The organism is Streptomyces sp. AM8-1-1 (assembly GCF_032229325.1).
GTDB lineage: Bacteria > Actinomycetota > Actinomycetes > Streptomycetales > Streptomycetaceae > Streptomyces > Streptomyces achmelvichensis.
Genome location: NZ_CP135086.1, coordinates 6152600 through 6166740, shown reverse-complemented (window position 1 = coordinate 6166740; position 14141 = coordinate 6152600). Strand labels below are relative to the sequence as shown.

Annotated in this window: 12 protein-coding genes; 1 reads left to right on the top strand and 11 read right to left on the bottom strand. The window is 70.2% G+C overall.

What is annotated here, in order from left to right; all coding sequences use genetic code 11:
- Positions 1–19: 19 nt before the first annotated feature.
- From RPQ07_RS27465 to RPQ07_RS27445, 5 genes are read right to left on the bottom strand one after another with little or no spacing between them, the layout of a single operon-like run.
- On the bottom strand, positions 20–1606 hold the full coding sequence (locus RPQ07_RS27465) for a Na+/H+ antiporter (protein WP_313946883.1): 1587 nt from the start codon (positions 1604–1606) through the stop codon (positions 20–22).
- Between the two features lie 43 nt (positions 1607–1649).
- A complete protein-coding gene (locus tag RPQ07_RS27460) occupies positions 1650–2126 on the bottom strand; it encodes a GNAT family N-acetyltransferase (protein WP_313946882.1) in 477 nt (158 codons plus the stop codon).
- Positions 2123–3064, bottom strand: coding sequence for an RluA family pseudouridine synthase (locus RPQ07_RS27455; RefSeq protein WP_313946881.1), 942 nt, complete (start codon positions 3062–3064; stop codon positions 2123–2125). Before RPQ07_RS27455 ends, RPQ07_RS27460 begins: the two co-directional genes overlap by 4 nt.
- Positions 3065–3081: 17 nt before the next feature.
- Positions 3082–3648, bottom strand: a complete 567-nt coding sequence (gene lspA / locus RPQ07_RS27450) for a signal peptidase II (protein WP_313946880.1) — start codon at positions 3646–3648, stop codon at positions 3082–3084.
- 60 nt (positions 3649–3708) lie between these two features.
- Positions 3709–4719 (bottom strand): TraR/DksA family transcriptional regulator, encoded by a 1011-nt coding sequence (locus tag RPQ07_RS27445; RefSeq protein WP_313946879.1) that lies wholly within the window; start codon positions 4717–4719, stop codon positions 3709–3711.
- A gap of 544 nt (positions 4720–5263) precedes the next feature.
- Here RPQ07_RS27445 and ileS point away from each other — a divergent pair.
- Positions 5264–8401, top strand: coding sequence for an isoleucine--tRNA ligase (gene ileS / locus RPQ07_RS27440; RefSeq protein ID WP_313946878.1), 3138 nt, complete (start codon positions 5264–5266; stop codon positions 8399–8401).
- Between the two features lie 613 nt (positions 8402–9014).
- Here the strand turns inward: ileS and RPQ07_RS27435 are convergent.
- From RPQ07_RS27435 to ftsZ, 6 genes are all read right to left on the bottom strand, one after another.
- The gene (locus RPQ07_RS27435) at positions 9015–10127 is read right to left on the bottom strand and encodes a DivIVA domain-containing protein (RefSeq protein WP_313946877.1); all 1113 of its coding nucleotides are present in this window, start codon (positions 10125–10127) and stop codon (positions 9015–9017) included.
- 54 nt (positions 10128–10181) lie between these two features.
- Positions 10182–10472 (bottom strand): YggT family protein, encoded by a 291-nt coding sequence (locus RPQ07_RS27430; protein WP_313946876.1) that lies wholly within the window; start codon positions 10470–10472, stop codon positions 10182–10184.
- Between the two features lie 67 nt (positions 10473–10539).
- Entirely contained in the window at positions 10540–11145 is a 606-nt protein-coding gene (locus tag RPQ07_RS27425) for a cell division protein SepF (RefSeq protein ID WP_313946875.1), read from the bottom strand.
- 124 nt (positions 11146–11269) lie between these two features.
- Complete coding sequence (locus tag RPQ07_RS27420; RefSeq protein ID WP_313946874.1) at positions 11270–11989, bottom strand: YggS family pyridoxal phosphate-dependent enzyme; 720 nt, start codon at positions 11987–11989, stop codon at positions 11270–11272.
- Positions 11986–12735, bottom strand: a complete 750-nt coding sequence (gene pgeF / locus RPQ07_RS27415) for a peptidoglycan editing factor PgeF (RefSeq protein ID WP_313946873.1) — start codon at positions 12733–12735, stop codon at positions 11986–11988. The genes RPQ07_RS27420 and pgeF overlap by 4 nt, the downstream gene beginning before the upstream one ends.
- Positions 12732–13928 carry a cell division protein FtsZ gene (gene ftsZ / locus RPQ07_RS27410; protein ID WP_313946872.1) on the bottom strand — a complete coding sequence of 399 codons (1197 nt, stop codon included), beginning with the start codon at positions 13926–13928 and terminating at the stop codon, positions 12732–12734. Before ftsZ ends, pgeF begins: the two co-directional genes overlap by 4 nt.
- Positions 13929–14141: the final 213 nt, after the last annotated feature.

Below are 14141 nucleotides of genomic sequence, written 5' to 3'. Positions count from 1 at the left end.
TCCTACGAGCCCGCGGCGCTCAGCGGAGGCTGCGTACATCCAGGTGGCGCAGCACCCGGTCGACGATCTCGGGATCGGCTCCCGGTTCGTTGCGCGCCGACAGCACTTCGTGGCGGGCCGCCGACATCATCTCCCGCTGGATGCGCTGGACCATCTTCAGCCGGTCGAGCCGCTTGGTGTACCACTCGCGCCGCTCGTCCTCGACGATGTCGGGGCTGATCCGTGCCCCGATCTCGTAGGCCCTGCGCAGCAGCCGCTCGCTGATCTCCTCCGGCAGCTCCTCGCTGTCCTCGATCTCGCGCAGCCGGTGCTTGGCCGCCTTGGCGGCGCGCAGGGCGAGCCCGTGCTCCAGTTCCCGCTCGGCGTCCGAGTCGGACTGCACCCCGAGGCGCTTGACCAGCCAGGGCAGGGTGAGCCCCTGGAACACGAGGGTGGAGATGATCACCGAGAACGCGATGAAGATGATCTGGTCCCGACCGGGGAAGGCCTCGCCGCTGTCCGTGGTGAGCGGGATGGCGAGCGCCAGCGCGACGGTCGCCACTCCCCGCATCCCGGCCCACCACATGACGACGGTCTCGCGCCAGCCGACGGGGATCTCCTCGTCGAGGTCGCGTTTGTCGTGGAGGCGCTTGGCCAGCCAGGTCGCCGGCAGCAGATAGAACAGGCGTACGCCCACGACGACCGCGCTGATCGCGACGCCCCAGCCGAGCATCTCCCACAGCTGCCCCTCGGCCGTGCCGAAGACGTTGTGCAGCTCCAGGCCGATCAGACCGAAGGCGACGCCGGTCACCAGGGTGTCGACGATGTCCCAGAAGGTGTTGCCGGCCAGCCGGCCGGTCACGTCGTCGGCGTCCGCCGTGTGCTCGGCGAGGAACAGCGCCGTCGTGAGGACCGCGAGGACGCCGGAGCCGTGCAGTTCCTCGGCGAGTACGTAACTCGCGAAGGGCACCAGCAGCGACAGACCGATCTGGAGCGTGGCGTCGCCGAGGTAGCTCATCAGCTTGTTGGAGAGCCAGCCGAGCGCGAGCCCGACCGCGACCGCGACGACGGCGGACAGGACGAGCTCCCCGGCGGCCTCGGGCCAGGAGAACGTTCCGGTGACCGCGGCGGCGATCGCCACGTGGTAGAGCACGATCGCGGTGACGTCGTTGAACAGTCCCTCGCCCTCCAGGATGGACACCAGACGGCGGGGCAGCCCCAGCCGGCCGGCGACCGCGGTCGCGGCGACCGGATCGGGCGGGGCGACCAGCGCGCCGAGCGCCACGGCCGCGGCGAGGGGCAGCCCGGGGACGAGTGTGGTCGCTACGGCCGCGACGGCGGCCATCGTCACGAACACCAGGGCCACGGCGAGCAGCATGATCGGCCGGACGTTGGCAGCGAACTGACGCCAGGAGGTGCGCTGCACCGTCGCGTAGAGGAGCGGCGGCAGCACCAGCGGCAGGATGAAGTCGGGCGGGATCTCGACGTTGGGCACGAACGGGATGAAGGCCAGCGCGATGCCCGCCAGCGTCATCAGCACGGGCGCCGGAAGATCGAACTTGTCCCCCAGCGGTACGGTCACCACGGCCCCGAGCAACAGCGCGAGTACCAGCGCCAGTTGGTCCACGGTGCGAGAGCCTCCTGTTCGAGGACGGGAAATCCGGGGCGGCCTACAGCGGGCGGCGCATCGCCCGGTGGCCTATCCCCGCGTCCCAGAACTCCTCGCCGTACGCCACATACCCCAGCCGCTCGTAGAAACCGAGCGCGTGCGTCTGGGAATGCAGGTCCACCGCCACGAGGCCGAGCTCTCGCGCCGCGTCCTCGATGGCGTGTACCAGCGCCACCCCGACGCCCAGGCCCCGGGCCGCGGGTTTCACCGCGAGCCGGCCCAGCGAGCCGACCGACGTGTCGCCGCCGGTCCTGTCCGCGGCGGCCGGCCCGTGCAGCAGCCGGCCGGTGCCGAGCGGGGTCCCGTCGTCGGCCGTGGCCAGCACATGCACGGTGCCGGTGCCGATCTCGTCGAAGCTGTCGTACTCGATGTCGGCGGGGACCCGCTGCTCGACGACGAACACGTCCTTGCGGACCGCGAAGCAGGCCTCACGGTCGGCGGGCCCGTCGGCGACCCGCACCTGGAACCCGGTCGTCATGCGCTCTCCGCCGCGATCTTGTCGAGGGCCTGCTGGAGGTCGTCGGGGTAGGTGCTCTCGAACTCCACCCACTGCCCGTCGGCGGGGTGCTCGAAGCCGAGGCGGACGGCATGCAGCCACTGCCGGGTCAGCCCGAGGCGCTTGGCCATCGTGGGGTCGGCGCCGTAGGTCAGGTCGCCCACGCACGGGTGCCGGTGGGCGGCCATGTGCACCCGGATCTGGTGCGTACGCCCGGTCTCCAGCTTGATGTCGAGCAGGGAGGCGGCCCGGAAGGCCTCCATCAGGTCATAGTGCGTCACCGACGGCTTGCCCTCCGCCGTCACCGCCCACTTGTAGTCGTGGTTCGGGTGGCGCCCGATGGGAGCGTCGATGGTCCCGCTCATCGGGTCCGGGTGTCCCTGCACCAGCGCGTGGTAGCGCTTGTCCACGGTCCGCTCCCGGAACTGCTGCTTGAGCAGGGTGTACGCGCGCTCCGACTTGGCGACGACCATCAGTCCGGAGGTGCCGACGTCCAGCCGGTGCACGATGCCCTGGCGCTCGGCGGCGCCGGAGGTCGAGATCCGGTAGCCGGCGGCCGCGAGACCGCCGATCACGGTCGTCCCGGTCCAGCCGGGGCTCGGGTGGGCGGCGACACCCACGGGCTTCATGATCACGACGATGTCGTCGTCGTCGTGGACGATCTCCATGCCCTCGACCGGTTCGGCCACGATCTGCACGGGCGCGGGCGCCTGCGGCATCTCCACCTCGAGCCACGCCCCGCCGTGCACCCGCTCGGACTTGCCCACCACCGAGCCGTCGACCTGCACCTTTCCGGCAGCGGCGAGCTCGGCCGCCTTGGTGCGGGAAAACCCGAACATCCGGGAGATGGCGGCGTCGACGCGCTCGCCCTCGAGGCCATCGGGTACGGGCAGGGTGCGGATCTCGGGAAGCGTACTCACCCGTCGAGTATGCCTTGTCAGTCCTTGTGGACGGTCCCGTCGGGGTCCAGCCCCCGGAAGGAGAGGATCACGATGAGGATGCCGCCGCAGACGATCGCGGAGTCGGCGAGGTTGAAGACGGCGAAGTGTGCGGGCGCGATGAAGTCCACGACCGCACCCTTGAAGACGCCGGGAGAGCGGAAGATCCGGTCGGTGAGATTGCCGAGCGCACCACCGAGCAGCAGGCCGAGGGCGATGGCCCAGGGCATGCTGTAGAGCTTGCGCGCCAGCCGGGCGATCACGATGATCACCGCGGCCGCGATGACGGTGAAGATCACGGTGAAGGCCTCGCCGATACCGAAGGCCGCGCCCGCGTTCCGTACCGCCTCGAACTTCAGCAGATCACCGATGACCTCGATCGGCTCGTGGTGCTCGAGCTTCGCCACCACGATCATCTTGGTGACGAGGTCGAGCAGATACGCCACCACGGCCACACCGAAGAGCACGGCGATCTTCCGCCCGCGCCGGGGCGGCTCGGCGGGCGCCGCAGCTTCGTCGGCTCCTGCTGAATCCGGCGTACCGATGATGCGCTCCGCCTCTGCCACGTGAGTCCCTCAACCTAGGTGCCTGACTGAGCACGAGGGTACGGCACCGACCTGCCGCGCTCAGACCCGCCGTTCCTGCTTCTGCTTGCACTCCACGCACAGGGTCGCGCGCGGGAACGCCTGCATGCGGGCCTTGCCGATGGGGTTGCCGCAGTTCTCGCAGAGACCGTAGGTGCCGGCGTCGAGCCGCTGGAGCGCGCGCTCGGTCTGTTCCAGCATCTCCCGGGCGTTGGCGGCGAGCGCCAGCTCGTGCTCGCGCGTGATGTTCTTGCTCCCGGTGTCGGCGTCGTCGTCACCGGCGCCGTCCCCGGAGTCCCGCATGAGACCCGCCAGCGCCGCCTCGGACGTGGTCAGCTCGGCGTTCAGCCGGACCACCTCGCCCTCCAGCTCGGCCCGCGCCTCGGCGACCTCATCCGGCGTCCACGGGTCCTCGCCGGCCCGTACGGCCAGCTCTCCGGGCGCGGCCGTCACGGGTGCCCCGGGCACCGCCGTGGCACTGTTGCCGGCTCCCGCCGCGGTCTTCTTCGCTCGCACCGTCCTGGCTCCTGTCTGCTGTGCGGCCTCGGCCGCCCCCTTGGCCGCCGGTGCGGCCTTCTTCGCGGCCTTCGCGGCCATGGCCTTCTTCGCAGGTGCCTTCTTCACCGGCGCCTTCGCCGCCGGTGCGGCGGCCGTCTCCTTCACGGCCTTCGCCTTGTCCGCGGCGGTCTTCCTCGCCGCGGTCCTGCCGCCCGCCGTCTTCGTGGCGGACGTCTTCCCGGCCGCTGCCTCAGCGGCAGCCGCCCTCTTCGTGGCGGAAGCCTTCTTGGCGGGGGCGCTCTTGTCCGCCCCGGCCGATTTCCCGGCCGCCGCCTTCTTCGCGTTCGCCGTCTTCACGGCCGTCCTGTTCGCGTTCGCCGTCTTCTTCCCGGTCGCCTTCTTCGCGGTCGTCCTCTTCGCCGTGGCCTTGTCCTCGGGTGCCGCAGCCTGGTTCATGACGGTGCTCTTCTTCCCGCTCCCGCCCTTGGCCGCCGCCTCAGCGGCGGTGGATCTGCTGGACGCCGGTTTCCTCTCGGCAGTCTTCTTCGCCACCATGGCCGCGGCCCCTTCACATATTGTGATCTTGCACGCGAATCGTGCTGGGACGATAAATCGACCCCAGCTCCGCAGCAAACGGGGCAGACCGCCGCGCGGGCCCGCCCCGGCCTGCGGTGAGACGAACCTGCATCGGTTGTGCCCAGCTCCCCGCCGGGTAATCCGCCGACATCGGGCCGCCGGGAGCCGGTCGGGCGGGAGTGGCCATTCGGGTCACGCGCGGGGCGCCGCGACGGTGCCCTCGAAAACCGGTCGGACGTGCCTCGCGGCGGCCCGTACACTGGGCGGAGCGAAAGGCTTGGATGGGGACGAGTAGCGCCGTACGCAGCCATGAGCGACCCGGGGACGGTGAGAGCCCGGGGGCGAGCGCGATGTGAAGGATCACCCCGGAGCTGCCGGAAGAAAGCCGTGAGGCGAGTAGACCCGGCGTCGCGACCCCAATGAGGGGGCGGTGCGTTCCGCGCCGCCAAGGAGGGTGGTACCGCGGGAGCCCAGCTCTCGTCCCTCCGACGGAAGAGCAACTGTCCGCCGGAGGAGTTCGTAGATGGCACCCCCGCAGTACCGCCAGGTACCCGCCCAGGTCGACCTGCCCGCGCTCGAGCACGCCGTGCTCGACTTCTGGCGCGAGAGCAAGATCTTCGCCAAGAGCCTCGATCAGTCCGAGGGCCGCCCCGAATGGGTGTTCTACGAGGGCCCGCCGACCGCCAACGGCATGCCCGGCGCCCACCACATCGAGGCCCGCGTCTTCAAGGACGTCTTCCCGCGCTTCCGCACCATGCGCGGCTACCACGTCGGCCGCAAGGCCGGCTGGGACTGCCACGGGCTGCCGGTCGAGCTCGCGGTCGAGAAGGAGCTCGGCTTCTCCGGCAAGAAGGACATCGAGGCGTACGGCATCGCCGAGTTCAACGAGAAGTGCCGCGAGTCGGTGACCCGGCACACCGACGCCTTCGCGGAACTGACGAACCGCATGGGCTACTGGGTCGACCTCGACGACGCGTACCGCACGATGGACCCCTCGTACATCGAGTCCGTCTGGTGGTCGCTGAAGGAGATCTTCAACAAGGGCCTGCTGGTCCAGGACCACCGCGTCGCGCCCTGGTGCCCCCGCTGCGGCACCGGCCTGTCCGACCACGAGCTGGCGCAGGGCTACGAGACGGTCGTGGACCCCTCGGTCTTTGTCCGCTTCCCGCTCACCTCGGGCCCCCTCGCCGGCGAGGCGTCGCTGCTGGTGTGGACGACGACCCCCTGGACGCTGGTGTCCAACACGGCGGTCGCCGCGCACCCCGAGGTCACCTATGTGGTGGCCACCGACGGCAACGAGAAGCTGGTCGTCGCCGAGCCGCTGCTGGAGAAGGCGCTCGGCGAAGGCTGGGAGACCACCGGGGCGTCGTTCACCGGCGCCGAGATGGAGCGCTGGACGTATCAGCGCCCCTTCGAGCTGGTCGAGTTCCCGGCACCCGCCCACTACGTCGTGAACGCCGAGTACGTCACGACCGAGGACGGTACGGGTCTGGTCCACCAGTCCCCCGCCTTCGGTGAGGACGACCTCAAGGTCTGCCGCGCGTACGGCCTGCCCGTGGTGAACCCGGTCCGCCCGGACGGCACCTTCGAGGAGGACGTCCCGCTGGTCGGCGGCGTCTTCTTCAAGAAGGCCGACGAGGCGCTGACCGAGGACCTCCAGACGCGCGGCCTGCTCTTCCGGCACGTCCCGTACGAGCACAGCTACCCGCACTGCTGGCGCTGCCACACGGCGCTGCTCTACTACGCGCAGCCGTCCTGGTACATCCGCACCACCGCCATCAAGGACCGGCTGCTCGAGGAGAACGAGAACACCAACTGGTTCCCCGACTCGGTCAAGCAGGGCCGGTTCGGCGACTGGCTCAACAACAACATCGACTGGGCGCTCTCCCGCAACCGCTACTGGGGCACGCCGCTGCCGATCTGGCGCTGCGAGGAGGACCACCTCACGGTCGTCGGCTCGCGTGCCGAGCTGACCGAGCTGACGGGCACCGACCAGTCGGCGCTGGACCCGCACCGCCCGTTCATCGACGCGGTCACCTTCGACTGCCCGCAGTGCTCCGCCACCGCGACGCGGGTGCCCGAGGTCATCGACGCCTGGTACGACTCGGGTTCGATGCCGTTCGCTCAGTGGGGATACCCGTACCGGAACAAGGAGATCTTCGAGAAGCGCTACCCGGCGCAGTTCATCTCGGAGGCGATCGACCAGACCCGCGGGTGGTTCTACACCCTGATGGCGGTCGGCACGCTGGTCTTCGACAAGTCCTCCTACGAGAACGTCGTGTGCCTCGGCCACATCCTCGCCGAGGACGGCCGCAAGATGTCCAAGCACCTGGGGAACATCCTCCAGCCGATCCCGCTCATGGACCAGCACGGCGCGGACGCGGTGCGCTGGTTCATGGCCGCCGGCGGCTCCCCGTGGGCCGCCCGCCGGGTCGGTCACGGCACCATCCAGGAGGTCGTCCGCAAGACGCTCCTCACCTACTGGAACACGGTGGCCTTCCAGGCCCTGTACGCCCGCACGTCCAACTGGGCGCCGTCCGCGGCCGATCCGGCCCCGGCCGAGCGCACGGTGCTGGACCGGTGGCTGCTGAGCGAGCTCAACGCGCTCGTGGACCAGACGACGCAGGCGATGGAGTCGTACGACACCCAGCGCGCCGGCAAGCTGCTGTCCTCGTTCGTCGACGACCTGTCGAACTGGTACGTGCGCCGCTCGCGCCGCCGCTTCTGGCAGGGCGACAAGGCGGCCCTGCGCACGCTCCACGACGTGGTGGAGACGGTGACGCGGCTCATGGCGCCGCTGACCCCGTTCATCACGGAGCGGGTCTGGCAGGACCTGGTGGTCCCGGTGACGGTGGACGCGCCCGAGTCGGTGCACCTGTCCACCTGGCCGGCGGCGGACCTGGACGCGATCGACCCGGTGCTGTCCCAGCAGATGGCGCTGGTACGGCGGCTGGTCGAGCTGGGACGCGCGACGCGGGCCGAGTCGGGCGTCAAGACCCGCCAGCCGCTGTCGCGTGCGCTGGTGGCGGCGACGGGCTTCGAGTCGCTCTCCCCCGAGCTGCGCGCGCAGATCACCGAGGAGCTGAACGTCTCCTCGCTCGCCACCCTCGCCGAGGTCGGCGGCTCGCTCGTCGACACGACGGCGAAGGCCAACTTCCGGGCGCTGGGCAAGCGGTTCGGCAAGGGCGTGCAGGCCGTGGCCAAGGCGGTCGCCGAGGCGGACGCGGCGGCCCTGTCGCTCGCGCTGCGCAACGGCACGGCCACGGTGACGGTCGACGGCGAGACGATCACCCTCTCCCCGGACGAGGTGATCATCACGGAGACCCCGCGCGAGGGCTGGTCGGTGGCGTCCGACGCGGGCGCGACGGTCGCGCTCGACCTGGAGATCACCCCCGAGCTGCGTCTCGCGGGACTCGCACGTGACGCGATCCGCCTGATCCAGGAGGCGCGCAAGAACAGCGGCCTCGATGTGGCGGACCGGATCGCGGTCGTCTGGTCCTCGACGGACCCGTCGACGACGGAGGCGCTCACGGAACACGCCCCGCTGATCGCGGACGAGGTACTGGCGACGTCGTTCACCGCGTCGCCCCCGCCCGCGGACTTCGGCCCGCCCTTCACGGACGAGGGCCTGTCCCTGACGTTCCACCTGCGCAAGCAGTAACGGCCCTACAGGGAGGGGCCCGGGGCTTCGGCCCCGGGCCCCTTCGTGCTGTCGGGGCGACCCGCTGGGGGATGCGCAGCCCCCGGCCAACCGCGAGGCCCGGCGCCCACCGGCCCGAGCGTGCCGGCTCGTCGGCCACATCAAGCCCGGCGAGCGATCGAGACGCAACGGGCCCAGGGGCACGCCCGCACCAGCCCGACTGGGCCGGCTCGCCGGCCCACATCAGGCCGGGTCAGGCGCGAGGCGCGGCCCCGCAACCCCGGTCAGGCGGTACCAACCCGAGCAGGACCGCCGACCGCACCACGTCAAGCCCCGCCGGCGATTGAGGCGCAACGGACCCGGGCCCGCCGCACGGACCGACTCTCCAGCCCCGCCGGCAACTGAGGCGCAACGAGACACCCGCGGCACGCAGCCGGGCTCAGACCAACCACCCCCGGCACAACCACCGGCCCAGCCAACCCGAGCCCCGCCGGCGACTGAGGCGCAACGAGGACCAACGGCAGGCACCCCGGTCGCGACTGACCCCGCACAAGACAAGGGCCGGGCCCGGGACATGGTCCCGGGCCCGGCCCTCAGCCTGCCGACGGCTACGCGCGCTCCGCGCGACCGCCCGTCAGTTGTCGTCCTCGTCGATCAGGAAGCCCCGCATCGGCGACGGCGCCTGCTGCATCGGCTGCGGCGCCTGCGGCCGTACCGGTGCCATCGGCTGGGTCATCGCCGGGGACATCTGCTGCTGGCCACCGTACGAGGGCGGACCGCCCATCGACGGGTTGCCACCCATCGACTGGCCCATGGACGGGTTGCCACCCATGGTGTGACCCATCGAACCCGCGCCGGCCGAAGCCATCGACGGGGACGGCGGCAGCGACGCGGCCGCCGGGGTCCGCGGCGGAGCCAGCGAGTCGTCGGCCTGGGTCTCCAGCTGACGCAGCTGCGACTCCAGGTAGGACTTCAGACGCGTACGGTACTCACGCTCGAAGCCTCGCAGGTCCTCGACCTTGCGCTCCAGCGTGGCGCGGGCCGACTCCAGCGAGCCCATCGCGACGCGGTGCTTCTCCTGTGCGTCCCGCTCGAGCGCGTCCGCCTTGGCGCGGGCGTCCCGCTCCAGGCCCTCGGCGCGCGAACGTGCCTCGCCGACGATCTTGTTGGCCTCGGAACGGGCCTCCGCGATCGCCTGGTCGGCGGTCTGCTGGGCCAGCGAGAGGACACGGGCGGCGCTGTCGCCGCCGGGGCCCTGACCGGGCTGACCCATCTGCGGGCCGTGACCCATCGGGCCGCCCATGGGGCCACCCTGCATCGGACCGCCCATGGGGCCGCCCTGCATGGGACCACCCTGCATCGGGCCGGGGCCGTGCTGGCCCTGCGGGCCGCCGTGGCTGGGACCGGCCGGAAGCTGCGGAGCACCACCGGGCAGCTGGGGCGGGCCCATCTGCGGCGGCTGCTGCTGGACCGGCGGTCCGGATATGGCGGCGGGCACCGGGGCACCCGGGCCTCGGCCCTCCTGCTGCTCCGGCGGCTTGCGCATGCCCTGCTGCTGCTGGTTCTGCGCCGCCGCACGGGTCGCCGCGGCCAGCTTGGCGCGCAGGTCCTCGTTCTCGCGGAGCAGGCGGGTCAGCTCGGACTCGACCTCGTCGAGGAAGGCATCGACCTCGTCCTCGTCATAGCCTTCTCGAAGGCGGACGGTCGTGAACTGCTTGTTCCGCACGTCCTCGGGGGTCAGCGGCATCTCTTCTTCACCTCTACGTAGTCGTCGGCAGTCGGCAAGACCGTATCGCTCACATCAATTCCCCACGCTGTTCACGATGGAGATCAGGATGTAGACGATGATCATCAGAACGAAGAAGGACAGGTCGAGTGCCACGCCCCCGAGACGCAGCGGCGGGATGAACCGCCGCAGAAGCTTGAGCGGTGGATCGGTGACAGTGTAGGTGGCCTCAAGAACGACCACCATCGCCTTGCCGGGTTGCCATGAGCGGGCGAACTGGAAGACGTAGTCCATGACCAGCCGGAAAATCAGCACGATGAGGAAGCACATCAGCACGATGTAGATCACTTGTAGTGCGACGCCCATCCCGCGCTTCCCTCTCCCCTGGCTCTCTCGGTCCGGCCTCGCGGCCGGGTCGTTCCCGTGTCGTGTCTCAGCTCTGGTTGAAGAACCCGCCCTCTGCGATGCGGGCCTTGTCCTCCGCCGTGACATCGACGTTAGCAGGCGACAACAGGAACACCTTCTGCGTCACTCGCTCAATGCTGCCATGCAGACCGAAGACGAGTCCCGCGGCAAAGTCGACAAGTCGCTTCGCATCGGTGTCGTCCATCTCCGTGAGATTCATGATCACCGGGGTGCCCTCGCGGAAGTGTTCCCCGATGGTACGGGCCTCGTTGTAGGTCCGCGGGTGAAGAGTGGTGATGCGGTAGGGCTCCCGCTCGGACACGACCTTGGGCATGATCACCGGTGCGTTCTTCTCCAGGCTCGGACGTTCAGGTGTGATGGATGCCACGGGGGCAATTCGTGCCGGACGTCCACTTTCAGCGGGAAGCGGAACCGGCTCGCGCTGCGCCGGGGGCTGAACTGCCCGCACCGGCTCCTCCCGCTCCACCTGGTGCGGGGGTTGGTGCCGCCGGTGCTCCCGCTCGGGTTCCGGCTCGGGTTCGAAGTCGTCGTCGGGATCGAAACCCCGGCCGTCGTACCCATCGTCCTCCACGAGGCCGAGGTAGACCGCCATCTTGCGCATCGCGCCGGCCATTCTCTGAGTCCTCCGCTCTGTGGTGGATCGGCCTCGTCACCAAGTGCCCGCGATCCACTCGGCCTGCCCGCCATGTGGCGGGAATGACCATATTTTCTGCTGTGGTCCGACTTGCTTCGCGACGTTACCCGAGCCGGGGTCGGACTCCGAGTACCGCGGTGCCGACGCGTACATGTGTCGCTCCGGCCGCCACCGCCTCTTCGAGATCCGCACTCATCCCTGCTGACACCATGTTCGCAGCCGGATGCCCGGCGCGCAGGCTGGATGAGAATTCCATCATCCGCTCGAATGCCGCCCGTTGCCGTCCCGCGAACGGTCCGGCCAGCGGCGCGACGGTCATGAGCCCGTCGAGCCGCAACCCTGGCGCCTCGGCGACCGCGGCCGCCAACTCCTCGATCCCGTCGGGCGCGACGCCGCCCCGGTCACCCCGGGTCCCCGCGTCGGCGTCCAGCGCGACCTGGATCAGACAGCCGAGCTCGCGCCCCGCCTTCACGGCGGCCGACGAGAGTGCGCCGACCAGCTTCAGCCGGTCGACCGACTGCACCACATCGGCATAACTCGCAACAGAACGGACCTTGTTCGTCTGCAACTGACCGACGAAGTGCCACATGAGGTCCAGATCCGAGCAGGCCTCGGCCTTGGGGGCCGCGTCCTGGTCACGGTTTTCGGCCACATGCCGGACTCCGAGTTCGTGGAGCAGGCGCACATCACTGGCGGGGTAGGTCTTGGTGACGACGATGAGCGTCACCTCCTCCCGCTTGCGGCCGGCGGCCGCGCAGGCAGAGGAGATACGTTCCTCCACTGCTGCCAGGTTCGTCGCGAGTTCGTTCCTGCGGTCGGTCATGCGTCTGTCACTCCAGCCAGCCAGACATATCCGGCGAGCCGCCCGGTGGTGCGGTCCCGGCGGTACGAGAAGTGGTCCCGCGACTCCAGTGTGCAGAATCCGGACGCCTGCCGGTCGGCGACACCGAGGGCTTCGAGCTGGGCATGCACTCCGGCGGTCACATCGACGGCCGGGGTCCCCCAGCTCGTCTCCGACCAGGCGGCCGGTTCGGCCGCCGCCACCTCGGCGCGCATCTGCTCGGGTACCTCGTAGCACCGTCCGCAGACCGCCGGACCCGTACGGGCCACGATCCGCTCCGGTTCCGCGCCCAGCGATGTCATCGCCGCCACGGTGGCGGGCACGATCCCCGCGACCATCCCGGGGCGGCCGGCGTGCGCGGCTCCCACCACACCCGCGACCGGGTCGGCGAGCAGGACGGGAGTGCAGTCCGCGGTCAGGACGGCGAGGGCGAGGCCGCGACGGGCGGTGACCACGCCGTCGACCTGCGGGACCGGAGCGTCACCCCACGGCCCGTCGACCACGGCGACGTCCTTGCCGTGGACCTGGTTCATCCAGACGACCACGTCCGGGTCGAGCCCCAGCTCCTCGGCGGCGGCCGCCCGGTTCGCCCGAACGGCGGCGGGGTCGTCACCGACCGCGCCGCCGAGGTTGAGCTCCTCGTACGGAACGGCGCTCACCCCGCCCCACCTGTCGGTGAAGGCGAAATGGGCGCCGCTCGCGTGTATCGCGTCGTGCCGCACGGTCACTTCAAGAAGTCCGGTACATCCAGCTCTTCGGCCTGGGTGTCCGGGTACGGACGGGCCGGCGGGACCTGCGGGGAGGACGACGACGACAGGTCGTTCGCGACCGGGAGCGGCTCGGACTCCTCACGGACCGGAACACTGCCCAGTCCGGAGGACCGGGGCGAGTCGGTACCGCGGGCCGGGGTGGCCGGCGGCTCCTCACGCTTGTTCGAGGCCGACCCGAGAACGTTGTCGCGCTTGGTCGGCGGCTGACCGCCGTCGAAGCCCGCCGCGATGACCGTGACCCGTACCTCGTCGCCGAGCGCGTCGTCGATCACCGCACCGAAGATGATGTTGGCCTCCGGGTGGGCGGCCTCGCTCACCAGCTGCGCGGCCTCGTTGATCTCGAAGAGACCGAGGTCCGAGCCGCCGGAGATGGAGAGCAGCACGCCGCGGGCGCCGTCGATGGACGCCTCGAGCAGCGGCGAGGAGATCGCCATTTCGGCGGCGGCCACCGCGCGGTCGTCGCCGCGCGCCGAGCCGATGCCCATGAGCGCCGAGCCGGCCTCGGACATCACCGACTTGACGTCGGCGAAGTCGAGGTTGATCAGACCCGGGGTGGTGATGAGGTCGGTGATGCCCTGGACACCCGAAAGCAGCACCTGGTCCGCGGACTTGAACGCGTCCAGCACGCTGACCTGGCGGTCCGAGATGGACAGCAGCCGGTCGTTGGGGATGACGATGAGGGTGTCGACCTCTTCGCGGAGCTCGGCGATGCCGTCCTCCGCCTGGTTCGCGCGGCGGCGTCCCTCGAAGGTGAACGGGCGGGTGACCACACCGATCGTGAGGGCGCCGAGCGAGCGTGCGATGTTTGCGACGACGGGTGCGCCGCCGGTGCCGGTACCGCCGCCTTCGCCTGCGGTGACGAAGACCATGTCGGCCCCCTTGAGGACCTCCTCGATCTCCTCACGGTGGTCCTCTGCCGCCTTGCGACCGACTGCCGGATTGGCCCCGGCGCCGAGGCCGCGGGTGAGTTCACGGCCGACGTCGAGCTTGACGTCGGCGTCGCTCATCAACAGAGCCTGTGCGTCTGTGTTGATCGCGATGAACTCGACGCCCTTGAGACCGACCTCGATCATTCGGTTGATGGCATTGACACCACCGCCGCCGACACCGATGACCTTGATGACTGCGAGGTAGTTCTGCGGTGCTGCCACGTCGAAGGCCTCTCGCCTCGAGTTACGTGTCGTCACGGCGCGGTTCTCGTGCCGCGACGACGGATGCCGATGGGACGGTCCGAAACGCCGACCCAAACCCTAACGTTGAAGTTTAGGGTTACCAGTGTGTCCGTTCGCTGGACTCTTCCGAACAGGACACTAAGTCGACAAGTGGCGCACGTTCAATGAACACGCCGAACCTCCCGTTTTTCT